This window comes from Planctomycetaceae bacterium (assembly GCA_039680605.1).
Lineage (GTDB): Bacteria > Planctomycetota > Phycisphaerae > SM23-33 > SM23-33 > JAJFUU01.
The window spans coordinates 64,425-86,020 of the sequence record JBDKTA010000022.1; the positions used below are offsets into that span (position 1 = coordinate 64,425).

Annotated in this window: 17 protein-coding genes; 2 read left to right on the forward strand and 15 right to left on the reverse strand. The window is 64.1% G+C overall.

Annotation, left to right across the window (positions count from 1 at the left end):
- The first annotated feature begins 61 nt into the window (after positions 1 to 61).
- Together ABFD92_06405 and ABFD92_06410 are read left to right on the forward strand one after the other, a co-directional pair.
- Complete coding sequence (locus tag ABFD92_06405; protein ID MEN6504150.1) at positions 62 to 346, forward strand: DUF2442 domain-containing protein; 285 nt, start codon at positions 62 to 64, stop codon at positions 344 to 346.
- 163 nt (positions 347 to 509) lie between these two features.
- Positions 510 to 845 (forward strand): YlbF family regulator, encoded by a 336-nt coding sequence (locus tag ABFD92_06410; GenBank protein ID MEN6504151.1) that lies wholly within the window; start codon positions 510 to 512, stop codon positions 843 to 845.
- A 121-nt stretch (positions 846 to 966) separates the two neighbouring features.
- Here the strand turns inward: ABFD92_06410 and ABFD92_06415 are convergent, their stop codons facing one another.
- The 15 genes from ABFD92_06415 to ABFD92_06485 all read right to left on the reverse strand — a co-directional run bounded on the left by ABFD92_06415 (position 967) and on the right by ABFD92_06485 (position 21,585).
- A complete protein-coding gene (locus ABFD92_06415; protein MEN6504152.1) occupies positions 967 to 2,424 on the reverse strand; it encodes a glycosyl hydrolase family 57 in 1,458 nt (485 codons plus the stop codon).
- 75 nt (positions 2,425 to 2,499) lie between these two features.
- Positions 2,500 to 4,641, reverse strand: coding sequence for an alpha-glucan family phosphorylase (glgP, locus tag ABFD92_06420; protein MEN6504153.1), 2,142 nt, complete (start codon positions 4,639 to 4,641; stop codon positions 2,500 to 2,502).
- A 127-nt stretch (positions 4,642 to 4,768) separates the two neighbouring features.
- A complete protein-coding gene (locus tag ABFD92_06425; GenBank protein ID MEN6504154.1) occupies positions 4,769 to 5,458 on the reverse strand; it encodes a glycosyltransferase in 690 nt (229 codons plus the stop codon).
- 198 nt (positions 5,459 to 5,656) lie between these two features.
- Positions 5,657 to 7,357 carry a 1,4-alpha-glucan branching protein domain-containing protein gene (locus ABFD92_06430; GenBank protein ID MEN6504155.1) on the reverse strand — a complete coding sequence of 567 codons (1,701 nt, stop codon included), beginning with the start codon at positions 7,355 to 7,357 and terminating at the stop codon, positions 5,657 to 5,659.
- Positions 7,354 to 9,075 carry a glycosyltransferase family 4 protein gene (locus ABFD92_06435; GenBank protein MEN6504156.1) on the reverse strand — a complete coding sequence of 574 codons (1,722 nt, stop codon included), beginning with the start codon at positions 9,073 to 9,075 and terminating at the stop codon, positions 7,354 to 7,356. The genes ABFD92_06430 and ABFD92_06435 overlap by 4 nt, the downstream gene beginning before the upstream one ends.
- Before the next feature lie 94 nt (positions 9,076 to 9,169).
- Positions 9,170 to 10,465, reverse strand: coding sequence for a glycosyltransferase (locus ABFD92_06440; GenBank protein MEN6504157.1), 1,296 nt, complete (start codon positions 10,463 to 10,465; stop codon positions 9,170 to 9,172).
- A gap of 169 nt (positions 10,466 to 10,634) precedes the next feature.
- Complete coding sequence (locus ABFD92_06445; GenBank protein MEN6504158.1) at positions 10,635 to 10,910, reverse strand: DUF2934 domain-containing protein; 276 nt, start codon at positions 10,908 to 10,910, stop codon at positions 10,635 to 10,637.
- Positions 10,911 to 11,071: 161 nt separating this feature from the next.
- A complete protein-coding gene (locus ABFD92_06450; protein ID MEN6504159.1) occupies positions 11,072 to 12,241 on the reverse strand; it encodes a Rid family hydrolase in 1,170 nt (389 codons plus the stop codon).
- A gap of 392 nt (positions 12,242 to 12,633) precedes the next feature.
- Positions 12,634 to 13,872, reverse strand: a complete 1,239-nt coding sequence (gene hydF / locus ABFD92_06455) for a [FeFe] hydrogenase H-cluster maturation GTPase HydF (protein MEN6504160.1) — start codon at positions 13,870 to 13,872, stop codon at positions 12,634 to 12,636.
- The gene (locus tag ABFD92_06460; protein ID MEN6504161.1) at positions 13,869 to 15,278 is read right to left on the reverse strand and encodes an aspartate ammonia-lyase; all 1,410 of its coding nucleotides are present in this window, start codon (positions 15,276 to 15,278) and stop codon (positions 13,869 to 13,871) included. Before ABFD92_06460 ends, hydF begins: the two co-directional genes overlap by 4 nt.
- 107 nt (positions 15,279 to 15,385) lie before the next feature.
- Positions 15,386 to 16,807 (reverse strand): [FeFe] hydrogenase H-cluster radical SAM maturase HydG, encoded by a 1,422-nt coding sequence (gene hydG / locus ABFD92_06465; GenBank protein ID MEN6504162.1) that lies wholly within the window; start codon positions 16,805 to 16,807, stop codon positions 15,386 to 15,388.
- Complete coding sequence (hydE, locus tag ABFD92_06470; protein MEN6504163.1) at positions 16,807 to 17,877, reverse strand: [FeFe] hydrogenase H-cluster radical SAM maturase HydE; 1,071 nt, start codon at positions 17,875 to 17,877, stop codon at positions 16,807 to 16,809. Before hydE ends, hydG begins: the two co-directional genes overlap by 1 nt.
- On the reverse strand, positions 17,877 to 19,019 hold the full coding sequence (locus ABFD92_06475) for an ATP-binding protein (protein MEN6504164.1): 1,143 nt from the start codon (positions 19,017 to 19,019) through the stop codon (positions 17,877 to 17,879). The genes hydE and ABFD92_06475 overlap by 1 nt, the downstream gene beginning before the upstream one ends.
- Before the next feature lie 97 nt (positions 19,020 to 19,116).
- Positions 19,117 to 21,138, reverse strand: coding sequence for a [Fe-Fe] hydrogenase large subunit C-terminal domain-containing protein (locus tag ABFD92_06480; protein ID MEN6504165.1), 2,022 nt, complete (start codon positions 21,136 to 21,138; stop codon positions 19,117 to 19,119).
- 33 nt (positions 21,139 to 21,171) lie between these two features.
- Positions 21,172 to 21,585 carry a response regulator gene (locus tag ABFD92_06485; protein ID MEN6504166.1) on the reverse strand — a complete coding sequence of 138 codons (414 nt, stop codon included), beginning with the start codon at positions 21,583 to 21,585 and terminating at the stop codon, positions 21,172 to 21,174.
- Positions 21,586 to 21,596: the final 11 nt, after the last annotated feature.

A 21,596-nucleotide genomic window follows, 5' to 3' on the forward strand; every position in this document is an offset into this window, starting at 1 on the left:
TTCCGACGGGTGCGTTTCCGCGGTATAATGCCTTGGTGAGTGGAATAGAGGGATCCTGGCCATGAACGCGATTACGGAAGTCACTGTGCTGGAGAACTATCGGTTGCGTCTGCGATTTGCAGACGGCACAACCGGGACAGTCGACCTGCCGGATCTGGTAGGCAAAGGAGTTTTCCAGCGATGGGAGGATTACGACTTCTTTGGCAGCGTCGCCATCGGGGTCTGTGGTGAATTGCGATGGGGCGAAGACATCGACCTTTGCGCAGATGCCCTCTATCTGCGGGCCACCGGTAAGGAGCCCCAGGATATCTTCCCCTCGCTCAGGAAAGATCGCGCCCATGCCTGAACTCTGTCGGTTCTACGGGATCGTCATTCCTCCGCACTGTTCTTTTTGATAGGACATGGCGGCTGCGAAAACGACTGCCAAACGCCCAAGGCGTTCGTTGTGTTTGGCGGCCGAAGCGCATACACTCTTGTGTCCGAAAATCTGACACCGGAAGGAACACACCATGAGCGCTGCGATTGTTGAACTGGCCAAACGCCTGGGCAAGGCCATTGGCGAATCCAAAGTACTGGCCGACCTGAAGGCCGCCGAACAGGCCCTGCACAACGAGCCGGGAACGGAGGACATGCTGCGGCAGTTCCAGACGCACTCCACCAAGCTCGCCGAACTGGAAGAGCAGAACAAGCCCGTCGAGGTCGAAGACAAGCACAAGCTCCAGGAACTTCACGGCAAGCTGGTGGCCTCGGCGGCATTCAAGAAACTCACGTCCGCCCAGGTCGAGTACACCGACCTGATGCGCCAGGTCAACGAGGCCATCCACGAAGGGATGGGGGAAGAGTAAAGCGGGAAAATGGAATAGTGGAATAATGGAATATTGGGGGCGGCTGCCGGAACGTTTCCCATTATTCCATTATTCCATTATTCCATTATTCCATCACTCGATCATTCCATTCTTCCAGTTCTCAGAAGTCGTGCTGCAGTATGTCCTGCGTGCGGCGGCAGAGTTCCTGGGCGTAGTCGGTCCATCGCCCCTGGCCCCAGTAGCGGTAGCAACTGATCTGCGTCATCAACAAGTGGTACAGGGCGTTGCGATATCGCGGATCGGTTGTCGGCACGCCTTTTTCCAGCACCTTCTGAGCGAATAGCGCGCTGGTTTTCTCGATGGGGCCGATGACGCTGTCGTAGCCGCGCACCCACGAAATGTTGTTGGTCCAGCTTCCGCCTTCCATATGGAAATCGTGGCGCTGGTGGCGAAGTTTTTCGATGGTCTTTTCCATCTCTTCCGGGCCGGCGCCGTCCTTGAAGTTGTCCCAGATCATCTTCTGCTTGATGGGCTGGACGGGCGTGAAGTCCTCCGGGCGAATCCCGATGCTTTCGAGATACTCCAGATACTCGGTGACGTTCACCGGAGCTGTCGCGCTGCCTGAGGCCTGTGACATCACCTCCTGATACTTTGATGGAAACTCGTTCATCATGACGCCGCCGTTTTCGCCGTCGGCGATCTGCGTCACCAGCGGCGGGATGGACTTGCCCGCCAGTTCAACGCGCGACAGGCCGCAGGCTTCGTAATACGGCTGCATCTGGGCCACGAGCTTGGTGTCGCTGCCCTGGGTCTTGACGATGGCGGTGATGCTGAGCGTCTGTCCTTTGGAGTTTCGCGCGACGAGGCGATGCGGCTGATGCGGGCGCTCGATGCCCCCGCCGTCGGCGGGGCGCTCGATGGTGTGCTCCTGCACGAGCAGCCACGTGAAGCCGCAGTCTTTGAGCGTGCGGACGAACTCATAGCACACGTCGGGATGATTGGGCAGGGCCATCTCCGACGGCGAAAACCCGCGGATGCGCGACAGGGCCTCGAGCCCAAAGATCGAGGCGAAGAAATGCTGCCATGCCCGCACGTGCAGGCGATAGTCCTGCACCGGCGTCGACGGCGCCACCGCGTGCCCCCACGGCGCGCCAAGCCATTCCACGCAGCGCCGGTAACCGCGGTCCGCCGTGATCACCCGCAAGGCGTCGATGACGTCCATCGCCCCCATCTGCAGCAGCCCCTGCAGCAGACAGCCGGAGTACTCCAGCATCACGCGCGGATTCTTGCCGTCCTCGACGAGCCTGGGAATGAACTCCCCCATCCGCTTGTAGCACCAGCGGAAGACCGGCGCGTTGTGCCCGTCGCCGATGTCCGGGTGCTCCATCATGAACTGCAGGTGCCCGATGACCTCTGCCGTGCGTACGTCGTCGCCGCCGGCGGGCACCAGCGGCTGATGCATGTGCAGGGCGATGGCGAAGGCGCTGTTGAGTCTGGCGAAATCAATGCCGCTTTCGGGAAGGTAGACTACCCCCTGACCGCTGGTGGCCTGGGCGATACGCTCATCGTGGCCGCAGACTTGGGGCATCGAATCCAGTTGGGCCGACTCGTCAGTCATGGCGATTCTCCTGTTCTTGTAGGGCACGGGCGAGACGCCCGTGCGACTCATGGGCAAGATGCCCATGCTACGTCATCATCGTGCCTGCACGACGGCGGGGCACGAGCACGGCAACCCGCCGGCGGCGGGAAGGTAGCAGTGGACGGTGTAGTCGCGGATCATTCGCGCGGCGCTGAACCGCCAGGCCAGCGTGCGGATGGCGTTCTTCTGCCGAGCGACCCACTGGCGAGGAATCCCGCTCTCGTCCAAATTATAGAACAGCGGCACCACCTCGCGTTCGAGCACCTCGTACAGCGAACCCACGTCGGCGCGATCCTGCTGCTGCCAGTCGCTGTGCTCGTCGCCGCGACCGATCGCGAAGCCGTTGCTGCCGTCATACGCCTCCGCCCACCAGCCGTCCAGCACCGAAAGGTTCAGCCCGCCATTGAGCACGGTCTTCATGCCGCTGGTGCCGCAGGCCTCGAACGGGCGGTATGGGTTGTTGAGCCACAGGTCCACGCCCTGCACGAGATGGCGGGCCACGTTGATGTCGTGATCTTCAAGAAACACCACCCGCCCCGTCAGCCTCGGGTCGCGCGCGGCATTGAAGACCGATTGGATCAGCCGCTTGCCTCCGTCGTCGGCAGGATGCGCCTTGCCGGCATAGATGATCTGCACCGGCCGCGCTGGATCGTTCACCAGCCGCGCCAGGCGGTCCATGTCGCGCAGGAGCAGGTCGCCCCGCTTGTACGCGGCGAAGCGCCGGGCGAAACCGATCGTCAGCACCGACGGTTCCAGGCACGCTCGCGGGCCGGCGACAGGGTCCGCCTCGCCGCGCGCCTCGGCGGCCTTGCGCAGGCAGCGGCGCACGTACTCGACCAGGTGGGCCTTGAGCAACTGGTGCTGCTCCCAGAACTCCATGTCGTCGATGCGGTCGACCGCCGACCACATCCCATGGTCGTCCATGCGCTGCTGCCAGTCGTCGCCCAGGACGCGGCGATACATCTGACTGACGGTCACCGCCAGCCACGTCGCCGAATGCACGCCGTTGGTGATGTGGCCGATGGGCACTTCGCTCTCGGGGCGCTGCGGCCAGAGGCACCGCCACATGCGCCGGCTGACGCGCCCGTGCAGGGCTGAGACGCCATTGCGATGGTTGGACATTCGCAGCCCCAGCACGGTCATGCAGAACTCTTCGTTGCGGCTATCGGCGTCGACGCGCCCCAGCGCCATCAGGTCGCGATGCGAGACGCCCAGTTGCCGCCGCAGGGGCCCCAGCGTCTCCTCGATCAGCGAATTGTCGAACCGATCATGGGCGGCGTCGACGGGAGTGTGCGTGGTAAAGACCGTCAGCGCCGAGACGCGGTCTTTGACATCTGCAAACGTGCGGCCCTCGCGCTGCATGAGCATGCGGCACATGTCCAGCGCGGCGAAGGCGCTGTGGCCTTCATTGAGATGGATCACGCCCGGCGAAAGGTTCAGCGCCTCCAGCGCCCTCAGGCCTCCGACGCCCAGGATGAGCTCCTGCCGCGCCCGCACGCGCACGTTGCCGCCGTAGAGCTGGCTCGTCAGGGCGCGGTCGTCGGGATTGTTGCCCTCGACATTGCTGTCAAGCAGGACCAGGCGGCAGCGCCCCACGCGGGCCGTCCAGACCGCCACGCGGATCTCCGACGAGCCCGTCGCCAGCGGAATGATCAGCCGCTCGCCGCGCTGGTCGCTCGCCTGCTCCAGCGGCAGCATCGTCACGTCGGACGCGAAGTAGTGCTCCCTCTGCCAGCCGCCGGCGTCGATGGTCTGGTTGAAATAGCCCTTGGCATAGAAGAGCCCCACCGCCACCAGCGGCAGTCCCAGGTCGCTGGCGGCCTTGAGGTGGTCGCCGGCCAGCACGCCCAGCCCGCCGGCATAGGTCGGCAGCGACTCGTGCAGACCGAACTCGGCGGAGAAATAGGCCACCGGTCGCGCTCGCAGCACGCCGGCGTGACGGGCGGCCCAGGTGTGGGAATCGTTCATGTACGCCTGCAGGGCGTGGAAGGCATAGGCGGTGCGGGCCTCGAGGGCCAGGTCGGCCGCTCGAACCCGCATGAGGTTCTGGGGCAGCATCGACAGAAACAGAGCGGGGTTGTGGTTGGACTCGCGCCAGATCGGGGGGTCCAGGTCGCGGAAGATCTCGACGATCTCCGGATGCCACGTCCAGTAGAGATTACGCCCCAGCTCTCGCAAACGGTCGATCAGGTCCATGGCGGACTCCTATGGAGTGCGGCAGCCTTAGCTGCCGCTTTGGCTGTTGTTGGGATGCATAACGACCTTCGCCTGCCGAAAAACATCCAAAGCGGCAGCTGCTGCTGCCGCACTCCATAATGCTCCATCACACCAGCTCGCGATAGATGCCTTCTGTCTGCCCGGCGATCAGGTCCCAGTTGAAACCAAAGGCCGCCTTGACCCGTCCGCGTTCGCCCATCCACCGAGCGTGGGCAAAGTTGCCGAAGGCTTCCTTGACGCCCCAGCAGATCGCCCCCGGTTCGGCATGGACGAGAAACCCGTTCTCGCCATGCTGCACGACCTCGCGCGGACCGCCGTTGTGTGTGGCCACCACCGGTTTGCCCGCCGACCAGGCCTCGAGCACCACCAGTCCGAACGGTTCGTTGCGGCTTGGGACGCAGACGACGTCGGTGCTCTTGTAGAGGTTGATCAAGTCGCTGTCGGGTCCCATGGCGCCCAGGAAGCGCACGGCGTGGGCGACGCCCAGTTCATGCGCACGGTGCTGGAGGCGCTGGCGCAGGTGGCCGTCGCCGACGAAGACGATCTTGGCGTCGCCGAAGCTGTTGCACATGTTGTTCATCTCGGTGACGAAATCGTCACACAGGTCGATCGGGCAGCGGTGGTAATGCACGCCGTGAATCTGCTGATACGTCGTCTGCCCCTGACCCAGACGCGCGAAGACATGCACCTCATTGCCGCGGCGGCGCAGGGCGGCCGCCAGTTCAGTCACGTGAACGGCCACGCCCCCGACCACGATCGAATGAAGACTTTCCCACGAAAAGATGGCTATCCGCATATCCCGCCCCTTCAGTATCCGCTTCTAATTAGCCGCAGAGGTCGCTGAGGACGCTGAGGGAGAAGGAGCAGGTGCAAGGAAGAATGAGTGGATGCCGGATGGAGGATGGTTGGATCATCATTCCACCATTCCATTCCTCCGTTTTGGCATCTTCCATCTTCCTCTGCGTCCTCTGCGACCTCAGCGGCTCATTGCGAACTAGGCGTTCCACCAGTTCAGGTCGACTTTGGGGAAGACCACGTCATGCACGTCGGCATCCTGGATTTCGAACTTCTCCACGTCGCTGAGCTTGTTGAGATACCGCGAGTCTTCGTTGAGCTTCTCGGCGATATCCGTCAGGCACTCGAAGCGCGACACGTGCTGCATGAACCGCTTGATGCCGTAGTCGACGGCCTGCCCGCGCGAAATCACGAACGGCCAGTCGCTGGCCTGGAGCAGCAGCAGCTCACGGGCGGCTTTTTCCAGCACCTCGCGCAGTCGAGGCCGATTGCGCCACGGCAAATTGTATGTCAGCTTGCCGAAGTTCGTCTCGCAGCGGTACTCAATTTCCCACATCCAGTTGACCCGGTCGTTGGACCAGACGCGGTGGTCGCCGCCCTCGCCCCACGAGCCTTCGGGCAGGGCGGCCGACTTGTCCGGCGGCTGGCGCTTGAGTATCTCGGCGGCGGTGCAGAGTTCGACGTCCGGGTCCGAATTGAGCGTGAGCATGACGTCGCGCAGGAACCGCGGGCCCTCAAACCACCAGTGCCCGAACAGCTCGGCGTCGAAGCACGCCACCACCACGCCCGAGCGGCCGGTGCGGTTGCGGTAGTCGTGCAGGCGCGACTTGACCTGCTGGCAGAAGTGCTGGGCGTTCTGATAAGTTTTGCCCGGCACGTCGTCAGGATAGTACATCTCCTTGCCGCCCAGGTCCGTCTTGTGGTTGGTGATCTTCCAATACCGCAGTCCGCGCCGCTGACCGTAGCGCTTGTGAAACTCCAGGTACACCCCGTCGGCAGGGTACCCGATGCTGCCCGACCAGACCTGCTCGCAAATCTTCGGATCGCGCGCGAAGGCGGCGATCGTCCCGGTGCCCTGCCCGTCGGAGTTCACCAGCACCGGCTCGTGGACGTTCTGCCACCCGCGACCGGGATATCTGGCGCTCTCGTCCCAGCCGACCTTTCGCCACTGGTCGTTGCGGACCCACTCGCTGCGGCTGCGCTCGATGAGGTGGTTCTCGACAAAAAAATGCGTGATGCCCTCGCGGGCCAGGAGGCTTTCCATGCCCGGGCGATTGCGCCCCTGCCCCCAGGAGACGGTCGGGTTCCAGAACCCGCTGGGGCGGTAGGCGCACTCGGGCAGCCACATTCCCTCGGGCGCAAAGCCCAGGATGCGTTTCGAGCTGGCGCGCCCCGCCCGCACCTGGGCGAGGATGGAGGAGTCTTCCAGCAGCAGCGGCATGTACGCGTGCGTGGCGTTGGAGGTGAGGATCTCGATGAGCCCCTTCTCCGCCTGGCGGGCGTAGGCTCTTGGGATGTCCGAGTCGATCTGTTTGAACTGCGCGGCGCGCTCCTGGAAGAATTTCTCCCAGAGCGTCGCGAGGTGGGCCAGATGCTTCTGCCCCTGCTGCTCGAACTCGGCGCGGTCGGAGATCGCCCGCTCGGTGCGGTCCTGAAGGTACTCGCGGAACCCCGCCTTGAAATCGTCATGGGCGAGCTGCTCGAGCAGGATCGGCGTCAGCCCGATCGTCAAGCGCGGGTTGCCCTTGAGGAACTCGCACTCCTCGATCATCGCCAGCAGGGGCAGATACGTTTCGGCGGCTGCTTCATACAGCCAATCTTCCCCATGGGGCCACAACCCGTGACGCAGGACATAAGGCAGGTGACCATGCAGTACGAGGCAGAAACTTCCGGCAGTCATTCGCTCTCCAATTGGGAGCAGGCGGACAAGACGTCGCTGGCGACGGATGCTCCCATGACAGCCGGAACCCGAGCGGGTTTGCGGCTGCCTGAAAGCAACTGGGCGACCGCCTCCAGGGCGGCGCCTCCCATCCCGGGGCCGACCTGGCAGGCCGCCGGACGCGCCGCTATCACGGCGCGCTTGGGTCTAAAGCGAACATCGCGTTTGGCGCTCTCGGCCGCGGCGGTCTTACTGACCCGCACCGTGACGGTCATCGTCGTCCCGTCGGCGCCGCTGACAATATCATAGCAGCGACCCAGGGCCGCCGTCACGTGATTCCAGTCGCCTTCGATCGTCGCGCGGCGACCGTTAAACTGCGCAGGCAGCCCGGACCCCTGGAGCGTGTCGCGGCACAGTCGCAACGCCTGGGCGGCCGCGGTGGCCACCCCACCGGCCTTGAACGACAGGTCGGCCCGGACGCGGCACGCGGCGATCGGCGGCGCGGCGGCGGGCGCGGGGGCTTGCGTGACCTCGACCGGAGCGATGCGCAGCGCCGGCGCGGGCGCTGCTGCCGCCGGCGCCGGGTCGAATACCGCTAAGGTCTGGGCGGCGATCTGCTGCCAGGTGAACTGTTCTTCGACGAGTCGACGGCCGTTGTCGCCCATCCATCTCGCGCGGTCGAAGTTGGCGAACATGGTGCCCAGGCCCCAGGCTACCGAGTCGACTCGCGGGAAGATTTTCAGCCCGGTCTGCTCGTGCTGGACGTACTCGTTGGGTCCGCCGCTTTGCGTGACGACGACCGGCTTGTGCGCCGACCACGCCTCGAGCACCACGATGCCAAAGGGCTCGTTGCGGCTGGGGACGCAGATCACGTCGGAGAGCTTGAAGAGGCTCCGCAGGTCCTGCCCGCTGCGATAGCCCAGGAAACGCACGGCGTGGGCGACGCCGCACTGGCGGGCGCGGTTTTCCAAGCCGGCGCGCATCTCACCTTCACCGGCCAGAACCAGCTTGGCGTTGGAGTAGTGGCGAAGGACCGGCGCGAAGGCCTCCATCAGCAGGTCCGGACCCTTCTGCCAGACGAGCCGGCCGCAATAGAGGATCGTCGGGTCCATGGGCCCGATGTCGAGCGTTCGGCGCTGGGTCGCCACGTCGATGTCGAAATCGAACTGGTGGGCCATGACGCCGTTGTAGACCTTGGACACCTTGGCCGGCGGCACCTCGTACATCCACTGGATCTCGTTGGCGGTGGCCTGCGAGACGGCGATCACGTGGTCGGCCCAGTACGTTCCGGCGCGTTCCTGGTCGCGCACGCGATGAGAGCGCCCGTTGTGGAACACATTGCCGCAGCGGGCGTACTCGGTGGCGTGGACCGTCATGATGCAGCGATGGTCCGGGCGCCCCTGCTTGATCCAGATCATCGCGTTGGCGGTCAGCCAATCGTGGGCGTGTACGATGTCGAAGTGCCCTACCAGGTCCTCGAGTTCGAAGACGCGGTCCACGAAGGCGCGGCACATGTTGTTTACGTCGTCGACAAAGTCCCGGTGCCCGCTATATCGGCAACGATGATAATGCACGCCGTCGATCACATCGTGGTACGGCTGGTCCGGCCCCATCCGCGTGAAGACATGCACCTCGTGCCCGCCGCGGGCGATCGCCTGGGCCAGTTCACTGACGTGAACCGCCACCCCCCCCACGGCTATGGAATGCAGGGACTCCCACGAAAGCATTGCGATTCGCATCCTCACTCTCCTGTCCGGACGTTAAGTAAATCAAAGGCAGGTCCAATGCGGACTGGCGTGGCGAATTAGGTTCCCCTGCCGTTTCTGAAGGTGATCAATTATAGACATCAGCGGCCGATCGATAGACTTCCAGACATTTTTTTGCCGCCAGGTCCCAGGTCAGCGGAGAAATCTCCCGGCGGGCCTGGTGGCACAGCTCTTGCCCCAACTGGGGATATTTCAGCAGCGAGACGACGGCCTCGGCCATGCGGTCGACGTCCCAGTAATCGAGTTTCATCGCCCCGCGGGGCAGCACTTCGGCGGCCCCGGAATTATTCGACAGCACCACCGGCACGCCGTGCTGCACCGCCTCCAGGGCGGTCAGACCAAACGGTTCGCTCACCGAAGGCATGACGTACACGTCCGACATCCGGTACGCCTGCTGGACCTCGCGCCCGCGCAGGAATCCGGTGAACCGCACGTGGCCGCCCATGCCGCGCTGGGCCACCTGCTGGATCATCGCCGGTCCCATGTCGCCCCAGCCGGCGACGACGAACCGCACGTCGCTCATCCTCTCCAGCACGCGCTGAGCGGCGTTGACGAAATACTCCGGGCCCTTCTGCATCGTCAGGCGCCCCAGGAACAGCACCGTGCGCTGACGGCGGGGCTGCGGGTCCGGCGGGTCGGCCTCGGCCGCCGGTTCGATGCCGTTATGCACCACCTGCACCTTCTCCGGCGCCACGCCATATCGCTCGACGCAGATTCGCTTGGTCAGGTGCGAGACGGCGATGATCGCCTTGGCCGCGTGCATGCCCTGGCGCTCGATCTCGTAGACCGGCTGGTTGACGTCCGGGCCAGAACGGTCAAACTCGGTCGAGTGAACGTGAATGACCAGCGGTTTGCCCGTCGCCGCCGACAGCGCCTGGGCGGCGGGATACGTCACCCAGTCGTGCGCATGCACCAGGTCGAACGACTCGCCGCGGGTCATCTCGACGCAGCGCCGGGCGTATTCGCCGATGCGGCCGACCAGGTCGCCCTCGTACCCGCCCGAGGCGCCCGTGCCGACGATTCGCAACGAGTAACCCTCCAGCAGCGTGGTGGCACAGGCTTTCGAGCCTGTGGCCACAGCCTGGAAAGGCTGTGCCACCTGCCCCTGCGACAGCGGTGCAGACTGGTATGGATTGGTGATCGATGAGGGCACGGTGGTGAACGTCACGCGCCGCGGGGCGGCAATGTGCGGCGCACGTGCCCCTTCACCGCCGTCGGGGGCATCGGCGTCGACGGCCTTGGGCAGCACGAACAGAACCTGGAGGTCCAATCGAGACATGGCCCGGGTCAGACCGTAGCAGGCCGTCCCCAGGCCGCCGCTGATAAACGGGGGAAACTCCCAACCCAACATCACTACTCGCACCGTCGCACCTGCCCGCCGGCAAGCCCACAGCCGGTGCTGCCACGAAGATCATGGCGCACCGATAGCCGTCGGCCGCATCCCTACCGGCTTTGGGATAAGCGGGCGTGCCCCTGGCCCCCCGGGCATCACCGCTGAAAGGAACCTGAGCCCACGTCGAATGTCCGTCTGTTCAACAGGACGCGTTCATCTCGGATTTCAGTTGCGTCTCGGCCTCAAACCAGTTTTCCAGATCCTGGCCGACCTGGCATCCTTTGGCTTGCCAGATGGCCTTGGCCCGCTGGGCGATCTGTTCCTGGGTGAGGCGGTTTCGTGCCGAGGCGCTTTGCCTCCGCGCCGGCTGCCGGCTGGGACTGCTCTGGGTGGTGGAAGCACTGCGCATGCTCGCGCTGCTGTCGCTGATCATGGTCGAAACGTCGCTGTTGTTCTTTCGGGTCGTTCTGGCCATCATAAAACTCCTTTTGGGTCCCGGTTCAAGACAGGTCAACTTTCCCGTCACGAATTATATTCCCGTGAACGAGCTTTCCCTGAGCCTTGGGGAAAAATCACAGCGAAGGCGGAATGGCGCCTCGACGGCCGGAGGTGGGATGATGAATCCAGAAGGTGGATCTACGACTTGTCGGTCAAAGCCATGCAGTCCAGCTCGAAGAGCAGTTCATCGCGGCAGACGTCGGCAACGACGGTCACGCCCGGAATAGCCAGCTCCCGTCGGGCCAGCGCCTCGCCCAGCAGCGGAATATCGGCGGCGTGCTTGAAGAAGAACGTCGCGTCGGCGATGTCAGCCAGCGACGCACCGGCCTGGCCGAGCAGACCGTCCACCACATCCAGCGTGGTCTCCACCTGCCTGCGCGTGTCGCCGCGATGGAGGCTGATCCCGTTTTCGTCGATGGCGGCCGTGCCTGAAATATAGATCTCGCTGGCGCCCTTGCCGCCGATGACGGTCCCGCGCGAAAAGGCCGAACCATACTTGAAGGCCTCCTTCTGCCGCGAGTTGGTCATGCGCAGAATCTCAATTGCCCCAGGTTGATCGGGGATAATTGCCAGCACGTCCATCAGGCAGGCTGCGCCGAAGGGATTCGCGCCTCCGATACCGGTGCTGGCCGGCAGCAGCAGCGGATCCGACGAACCGTCGGGCATGATCCCGATCCGTCCGTATTCCGCATTGCGGGCGGTATTGAAGGGCCCGTACCAGTCCAGAATGTCGTCGATGTAAATCCACGTGCGAACCACGTGGCGGTACGACCCGCCGCGACCGCAAAGGAGCTTCTGGACTCGCTGGATCATCCGCTGCACCTGGGCCTGGCGTGAGTTGTCGGCCCCGGCGTTGGCGTCCAGACCATGCATGTTCTGGAGCATCACCCAGACGGCACCGTCCTGGCGCCAGGTCCGCCCGGTGACGGCGCCGTCCAATTCGACCGGTTCGATTCGACACGAGGCCGGGCCGACACGCAGTTGAATTCCGCCAGGGGCAGCTTCGTGCGACTGGCCATGGATACAGGTCAGCGGACCTTCGTCAGAGATTCCGCGGGAGGCCATGGCCTTTTGCCGCTGGATCTTGAGCCCCGCCAGCAGATCGGCCGGGGCAAAAACCCGCTCGTGCATGATCTGCAGACCAAGGCGGGATACTTCGCCGGCCGCCTGGAGGTACATCTGGCCAAACGCCGAAAGCGGGTCCTTGCACGGCGTCGTGGCCCTGCAGGAGATGATGGCCGAACCGTCCGCCACCGCAGCGACGTTCGACACGGCAACAGCAGAGTGAAGCGCGGTGTATTGAACCATGGACACAGTCTCTCCTGAGCTTATCATCATACGTCGGCGTCTCTTGACATGTAGTTTAACACGTGAAACAGAAGTGGATTGCGAAGGTTTGCTACTTTTCCTTCAGACGTTAAAAATAAAAGTGGACGTGCGAGCCAAGCGTATGTCATCACAGGTCGGGGTTTGTGTGACTTTCGTTCACTCAACCCGCACGTCCATTTTCTCAACACGCATCTGCAGTGCCACTCAAATCCAACTTCGGTCCAGCATTGCATTTGCCCTCCCGGGCAAGAACTGTCAAGGTGTTCTACTGAAGATAATATCGGGTGTTGTCCTTAGCTACTTTACAATATTTCCCACTTTTCTGTTTTTTACGGGCGAAAGCCATCCGTCTTAAAGATTCTTCACGCAATTCAGAAACCCGAGGTCTTGAGATGGTGATATGCATCCAGAGCCGCGGGGAACGGTTGGAGCGCCCGCTCGAAAATGCCCAAAGAGTACGCAATCGCCAAGCCGTAGTTGGTGATGGGGACGCCGGCCTGGCGGCATCGCAGAATCCGCGAGAGCATTTCGCGTCGGTTCCACATGCATCCCCCACAATGCACGATCAGCCGGTAACCTGTCACGTCATCAGGAAAGTCATGCCCCTGCACTGCAGTGACATCGAGCTTGCCGCCGGCGTATTGCGAGAGCCAACGCGGAATTTTGACGCGACCGATGTCCTCGCCGATGGGATGGTGTGAGCATGCCTCGGCCACCAGGACGCGGTCGCCGGGTCGCAGATCTTCGATGGCCATCGCCCCTCGAACGAACTCGCTCAGATCGCCCTTGTAGCGGGCGAAGAGCACCGAGAAGGATGTCATCGGCACGGCAGGGGGCGTGTCGCCGGCGACCTTGAGGAAGCCTTGCGAATCGGTTACCACCAGGGCGGGCGGGCGTTTGAGGCGGTCCAGGGCGTCGCGCAGTTCGCGTTCCTTGACGACCATGCTGTAAGCGTCGACATCGAGGATGTCGCGCAGCGTCTGCACCTGCGGCAGGATCAGCCGGCCTTTGGGAGCTTCGAGATCGATTGGCACCACAAGCACGACCAGTTCGCCCGCGGGCACCAGGTCGCCCACGATGGACGGGGCATTGATGAACTCCTCAGGGGCCTTGGCGATCAGCGCCTCGCGCAGGTCCAGGATGCCATCGCCCGCCTTGGCGATCGTGTAGACGCAGATGACCTTGAGGGCCTTGAGGGCAGCGGTGAGTGCGTCGCCGGGGCGGCCAAGATCGCTCTTGTTGAACACGGCGATCACCGGAATCTGCCGCCGCGTGAGCTCGTCCAGGATGCCCTGCTCGAACGCGCCCCAGTCTCCGGCCGCGGCGACGATGACGCCGACGTCCGTGCGATCAAAGATCTGCCGCGTGCGCGCCACGCGCATCTCGCCCAGGGCGCCCACGTCATCGATCCCGGCCGTGTCGATGAACAGCACCGGACCGATGGGCAGCAGTTCCATCGGCTTCTCGACGGGGTCGGTCGTCGTGCCGGCCACGTCCGACACGATCGAGACGCTCTGGCGCGTCATGGCGTTGAGCAGCGAGCTCTTGCCGACGTTGCGCCGCCCGAAGATGCCGATATGCAGGCGAAATCCCTTGGGGGCCTGGTTCATGACTGCCTCCGCGGGCGCGAGCCGAGTTGATTGACGCGATCGGCTGCCGTCAGGTCGTCAAACTCCTTCTCGCTCATGAGCTGGAGGTCAAGCACGACCTGGCGTACGCTCTTGGCCCCGTCGGCGGCGAGGCGCGCGACTTCGACGGCCTTGTCGTAGCCGAGCGTCTCGACCAGCGCCGTCAGCGAAGCCGTCGCGCCGTTGACAAACTTGCGGCAGCGCTCGGCGTCGGCCTCGATGCCCGCCACGCAGTGCCGCCGCAGGATGTTGCACCCCCTGGCCAGCAGGTCCAGGTTGGTCAGCAGGCAGTCGGCCACCAGGGGCAGGAAAGCATTGAGTTCAAGACTGCCCATCGAGCAGGCCGAGGTAATCGCCTGGTCGTTGGCGCAGACTGCCAGCGCCGCCTGCGTGACGGCCTCGGGGATCACCGGGTTGACCTTGCCGGGCATGATGGACGACCCGGCCTGGCGCGGCGGCAGGCGGATCTCTCCCAGCCCCGCCTCGGGACCCGACGAGAGCAGTCGCAGGTCGCTGCTGATCTTGATGAGGTTCGACGCGCAGGCCTTGAGGATGCCGCTGACCTCGACGAACACGTCGGCGTTCTGCGTGGCCTCCACCAGGTTCTCCGCCCGCGCCAATCCAAGCCCCGTCACGTCGCGCAGGTGCTCGACGGCCTTGAAGATGAACTGCCGCGGCGCGTCGAGCCCGGTCCCCACGGCCGTGCCGCCTAGGTTCACCACGCGCAGGCGTTCTTCGCACTTGTAGATGCGCCACCGGTCGCGTCCCAGCGCCTCGGCGTAGGCGGCCATCTCGCGCCCCAGCGTCAGCAGAACCGCGTCCTGGAACTGCGTGCGGCCGACTTTTACCACATCGGCCATCGCCTTTTCCTGGCGCTGGAACTCTTCGAGCAGTGCGACCACTTCTCGTTCGAGCGAGCGCAGCATGCGGATCGCCGCGATGCGCAACGCCGTGGGATAGGTGTCGTTGGTGGACTGGTGCAGGTTTACATGGTCGGCAGGGCTGAGGGTGTCATACTCGCCCAGCGGACGGCCGAGGATCTGCAGCGCCCGGTTGGCCAGCACCTCGTTGACGTTCATGTTGGTGCTGGTGCCGGCCCCGCCCTGGAGGGCGTCGACGATCACGTGCGAGTCGAGCATGCCTTCCATCATTTCGGCGCAGGCCTGTTCGATGGGCACAGCGACGCGCTCGCTCAGACTGCCCAACTCGCGGTTGGTCCTGGCACAGGCGAGTTTGACCGCCCCGTAGGCATGGACCAGTTCCGGATGCACCGGCCGGCGGGCCAGCGGAAAGTTCTCCACCGCCCGCAGTGTGTGGATGCCATACAGCGCCGCGGCGGGTACGTCGCGCTCGCCCAGGAAGTCGTGTTCTTTTCGGTAGTCGCTCATTGTTAAAAGAGATCGCGGATTTGGGATTTCGGATTGCGGATTCGCCACGAGGCCACAGCGAAGCATCAAAGATTAATCCGCAACCCGCAATCGCCAATCCGCAATGCTCAAAAATACAGGTCCCGCTGTCCGCCTTCGCGAATGCGATGGAGCTTGTCCAGCAGTTGCTTCTTTGCTGCGTCGTCGGGCAGCTTGGCCAGTTCCTGTTCGATCAGCGCCAGACCCGCCTGGCGCGTCTGGGGGGAGGCATAGTCGACCAGGTATTCCATCAGCGTCGTCAGGGCGTTGGGCGTGCAGAACCGCTTGATGAACCCGGGGATGGCGAACTCCATGAAGTGCTCGCCCGTGCGGCCCAGGCGGTAGCACGCCGTGCAGAAGCTCGGCACGTAACCGTCGGTCATCAGCTCGCGCATGACGTCATCGAGGCTGCGGATGTCGCCCAGGGCGAACTGCTCGCGCTCCATCACCTGCGAGTCGCCCGCTTCAGTGTAGCCGCCGATCTCGATGCGGCTGCCGGCGTCGATCTGCGAGACGCCGAACTCCATCAGCTCGCGGCGCAGGGCCGCTGATTCGCGGGCGGTCAGGATCAGCCCGGTGTAGGGAACCGCCAGGCGCAGCGTGGCGATGACGCGCTTGAAGTCGGCGTCGCCCACCAGCGGCGAGCTTTCCAGCTCGACCCCGCAGGCCGGCTGGAGGCGCGGGAAGCTGATCGTGTGCGGACCCACGCCGTACGTCTCCTGCAGGAACAGCGCGTGGGCGACCAGGCCCAGCACCTCGAACCGCCAGTCGTAAAGGCCGAACAAGGCGCCGATGCCCACGTCGTCGCACCCCGCTTCGAGCGCCCGGCTGACACCGTCGAGACGGTAGAGATAATCGCCCTTGAGACTCGATGGATGCACCTTGGCGAAGGTCTCGTGATGGTACGTTTCCTGGAAGATCTGGTACGTGCCGATGTTGGCGGCCTTGACGACGCGGTAGTCGTCGACGCTCAGGGGCGCGGCGTTGATGTTGACGCGGCGGATTTCGCCATGCCCGCTGCGGACGGCGTAGACCTCGCGCACACACCGGGCGATGAATTCGGCGTCGTAACGCGGGTGCTCGCCGAAGACCAGGATCATGCGTTTGTGACCGCGGTCTTCCATCGCCCGCACCTGCGAGGCCAGTTCGTCGCTGGTCAGCGTGCGGCGGACGGCCTGGTGGTTGGAGCGTTTGAAGGCGCAGTACTGGCAGTCGTTGACGCATTCATTGCCCACGTACAACGGGGCGAAGAGCACGATGCGGTTGCCGTATACGGTGCGTTTGAGCGTTCGCGCGGCGGCGAAGATCTCCTCGACCAGTTCCTCGTCGCGGGCGGCCAACAGCACGGCGGTTTCCTGGATGCTCAGGGCCTGTTTGTCCAGGCTCTTGGCGACAATCTCGCGGACGCGGGCCGGTTCGGGCGGCGCCGCGGCCAGCAGCGTTTGAAACTGCGCCTCGTCGATGAAGTCTCGCGCATTGGAACCGGGTTGTCTCTTCTGCGTCTGCGCCACTACGATACATCCTCCTGCCTCATGCTCATGTCCCTCCCATAGCGCGGCGAATCGCCGCGTCCCTGGCCGATCGTGCGCCCGATGGACTCGACGCGGCGCGACAGGCACTGCTGGCACGCCTCGGCGGTCTCATTGATGCAGGCTTTGCCCGGATAGATCGCATACAGGCTGCGATACTTCACCGGCGTGAGGTTGGGCATCACGATATTGGCCCCGCGCTGCAGTCCCAGTTCGCGCCCTTGGGCGGTATTGATGGTCGCCAGGGCCGTCGTGCTGGGGATGTTGGCCATCGGGCACATCAGGCGCGACAGGGCCAACACTTTATACGTCATCAACTCCGTGGCAGGGACCTGATAAATGGACGCGGGCGGGGGCTCGCCGGGCGCCCCCAGCGGCGTTCCCGGATGGGCGATCCACGGCCCCACGCCGATCATGTCCAGGTCCAGCCGCCCGAACAGCTCGATGTCGTTGGCCAGCGAGCCGTAGGTCTGGCCGGTGATGCCGACCATCACGCCCGAGCCGATCTCGTACCCGAGTTTGCGCAGCGTGGCCAGCATCGCCAGACGGTCCGTCCGCTTGGAGCCCAGCGGGGGATGGATCCGCTCGTACAGCGCCGGGTCGGAGGTCTCGAATCGCAGCAGGTAGCGGTCGGCCCCGGCTTCGCGCCAGGCGGCCAATTCCGTCGTCTCCCGTTCGCCGACGCTGAGGGTCACAGCCAGGGGCGTTCGAGACTTGATCTTTCGGATGATGTCGTAGAGCCACTGGCAGGTGACGCCGGGATCCTCGCCCGACTGCAGCACCACCGTGCCGTAGCCGAGGGTGACGGCCTTGTCCGCACAATCGAGCACCTCCTGCTCAGTCATGCGATAGCGCGTGACGTCGGCGTTTTCGGCCCGCAGGCCGCAGTACCCGCAGTGGCGGCGGCAGATGTTGGAGAACTCGATGAGGCCCCGCAGGTAGACCTGCGGACCGACGAAGCGGCGCCGCTGCTCGTCGGCGGCCCTCCAGAGATTTTCCAGCCGCTGCGGGTCTTCCTCCTGCAGCCAGCGAATGATGTCCTGCCTGTCCATTATGCGTCGGAGGCTTTCTGGTGCTGCTTGAGCGTCACCGTAAATATCGAACCCTCGTTGAGGCGGCTGGCGACCGTGGCGTCGCCGCCGTTGAGCTGGGCGAGTTTCTTGACGATCGACAGCCCCAGGCCGCTGCCGGTGATGTTGCGTGTCTTCTCGTTCTTGATGCGCGTGAACTCGCCGAACAGGCGAGGCACGTCCTCCTGGGCCATCCCGATGCCCGTGTCGGACACCGTCGCGGTGACGACCCCGCCCTCGCACGCCAGCGTCACGTCCACCCGCCCGCCGTCGCGGTTGTACTTGACGGCGTTGGAGACCAGGTTGTTGAAGATGATATCCAGCTCGCCGCGGTCGGCCGTCATCTCCAGCGCCGGCGGGGCGTGAAGCTCCAGCACGATCTTCCGCGGCGCCGCCGCGGCGGCCTGGGCCTCGATCGCGTCGCGTGCAGCCGCCACGGCATCGACGGCTGTCATCTCGCGGGCCTTTTGCCCCGATTCGATGCGCGTCAGATCCAGCAGGTCGAAGATCAGCTTCTGCATGCCGTCCAGACGCACCATGCTGCGGTCGACCATGTGGTCGTAGGCGGCCAACTCGTTGCCAGCCGTTCGGTCCTTCATGATCTGCAGGTAGCCCTTGATGGCGCCGATGGGCGCCTTGAGCTCATGCACGACCACCGAGATGAACTGGAACCGGACCTGGCGTTTTTCCTGCGCCAGGCGGCGGGCCTCGCGCTGGAGCATCAGGTGCTTGGCGGCCTTGCGGACAGCCGCCCGCAATTCCTCGGGAGTGAAGGGTTTGGCCAGAAAATCGTAGGCCCCTCGCTTGGTGGCGGTGATGGCCGTCTCGAGCGAGGCGTAGGCGGTGATCATCAGCGTGAGCATGCCTTCGCTGTGCCCGTTGACGCGCTCGAGCACGTCCAGGCCGCTGATGCCCGGCAGCTTGTGGTCCAGCAGGAGGATGTCCGGGTGCGCAGCGGCGATGGCTTCGAGGGCGGCTTCGCCGCTGTCGGCTTCCTGCACCTCGATGGCGACGTCGCCGTCGATCTCGGGCAATTGCAGCACGAGCCCCTTCAACGCCCGCTGCACGCCCATGCGCATGCCCGGTTCGTCGTCAACCACCAGAACTTTTAACGTTTGCGTCATTTATTAGAACCGATTGCGGATTGTGGATTTCGGATTGCGGATTAACCTTTTAACCTAATCTGCAATCCGAAATCCCAAATCCGCAATTCCTCACGAATCATTCTCGAACTTCCCGCGGCAATGTCACTGTAAATACGGTGCCGGTAGGCCCGGCGCCCGCGTCTGCGTTCGATTTTACACCAATGTCGCCGCAATGCATCTTTACAATCCCGTACGTCACCGCCAAGCCCAGACCGGTTCCCTTGCCGATCTGCTTGGTGGTGAAGAACGGCGTGAAAATCTTCTTCATGTTATCCTGCGGAATTCCAACTCCCGTATCTTCCACCTCAATTGTGACATTTTTTTCGTCGCCGCGGACGCGGACGGTCATCTGGCCGCCGTCGGCCATCGCCGCATAGGCGTTGCTGACCAGGTTCGTCAGCACCTGCGTGATCTGGTCGCCGTCAAGTTCGGCGACGGGGTCTTCGGCCAACCGCTCAACGCTGACCTTCACGCCCTGGGGCGCGGGCAAGGCCTTGAGGGTGCGGTCGACGAGGTCATGCACGTTGACGCTCTGGCGCAGCACCTTGTTCTGGCGGGCGAAGTTGAGCAGCCCCGAGACGATGCGCTTGCAACGGTCGGCCTGTTCGGCGATCAGGCGCAGGTCGCTGCCGAGTTGGGGGTGCTTGTCGGCCTCGTCCAGCAGCAGGTGCGAGTACATCAGCACCACGCCCAGGGGGTTGTTGACCTCGTGGGCGATTCCGGCGGCGAGTTGGCCCATGCTGGCCAGCTTCTCCGACTGCATGAGGGCTTCCTGCGTGCTGGCAAGCTGTCCGTTGGAAACGGCCAGTTCCTTGACCGTCGATCGAAGCTGGTCGATGGTGTGGGGCAGGCACATTTCGCTTTCGGCCAGGCCCTTGAAGATGGCCACGGCGTGCTCGCGGCAGGTGTCGTAACCGCAGGCGCCGCAGTTGAGCTCGTCCTGGGGCTTGATCTTGCCCATGCGGGTCATGATCAGGCCGATCTCTTCGTCGAAGGGCACGGCCATCCGCTCGTCGCGGTCGGTGTACCCGCGCGAGAGGTCCAGGTGTGCGAGGCGGTCCATGTACTGGCGCCACTGCCCGTCGTCCCGCAGGCGGGCCATCTCGCGGACATAATGGCTGATGCGACCGCGGCGGCGGAAGAGCGGTTGATCGCAGCTCATGCCCGGGCCCATGATGCATCCGGTGCAGGCCAGCAGCTCCAGCAGGCGCACCTTCAGGTCTCCGCTTTCGAACTCGCGCAGGGCCTCGATGAAGTTCGTGCGCCCGTCAGCGACCACCACGTCCTCGTGCATGAGATCTTCGTTGATGCCGGCCGCCTGGAGCAGCCCGCGGCTGATGGGGAACAGCGCCCCGGCCCGCCCATGCGGCGGGTCGAAATCACAGGGCGTGATTCGGGCGACGGCTTCGGGATCGAAAGCCGTCAAACGGCAGCTCGGGGGCGTCAGGGCGCCGGCGAGCATTTCGCGCAGTTCGACGAAGGTCAGCGCTGCATCGATCTCGTCGGGCGTGTTTTCGTTGATCGCCTCGCCCTTCTTGGCGATGCATGGGCCGATGAAGACGATCTTGAGATCCTTGCCATGGAGGTGGCGCAGGGCCCGGGCGGTGGCCACCATCGGCGAGACGACGGGAATCAGGAACGGGATGAGGTCCGGATGGTACCGCTCGACGAACGCCACCACGGCGGGGCAACTGGTGGCAATGAAACGGTCCTTGTTCGTCCGTGCCAGAAGGTCGCAATAGCGCTGGGCGACCAGGTCAGCGCCGAACGCCACCTCGTTGACCCTCGTGAAACCCAGCACGCGAAGCATGCCGACAAGCTGCCTGGCGTCGAGGTCTTCGAACTCGGCGGGAAAGCTCGGCGCCAAAATCGCGGCGACGGGGGCACCGCCCTTCAGCAGGCCCTGGACGGTCTCGATGGACCTCAAGACCTGCTTGGCGCTCTGGCTGCAGACGCGCACGCAGTTGCCGCACCCGATACAGCGCTTCGGGATGACCTCGGCCTGTCCTTCGACAATCCGGATCGCCTTTGCCGGGCATTCCCGCACGCACGTGTAGCAGACGCGGCAATGCTCGCGGATCGTTTTGACGAGGGACACGGGCTCCATAGGGCGCCAGTCCCCGCCGGCGCATCAGGCATGCTGGGCCGGTTGGGGGTCCTTCAACAGTTTGTGGATCTGGGCCTTGAGCTGCTCAGGCCGTATCGGTTTGTCCATCACGGCGTCGGTCTTGACCCAGGCCCTGGCTTCGGAGGTCGCAGCGGCGAAGGAGATGCCTGTCACCGACGCCACAGCCGTCAGCAGAATCACCGGCGTGTCAGGATAAAGGCGCTTGGAGTAATGGGCCAGAACGAATCCGGAATCCTTGTGGTCCATCATCAGATCCATAATGACCAGGTCGGGCCTGCTCGACAGCAGGGCCTCTTTGCCCTCTTCCTCGCCGCCGGCCGTCTGGACAGCATATCCGTCGTTGCGCAGGATCAGGCTCAACTGTTCGAGAACGTCGCAGTCGTCATCGACGACCAAAATCGTCTTGCTTTGGCTCATAAGAATCTCGC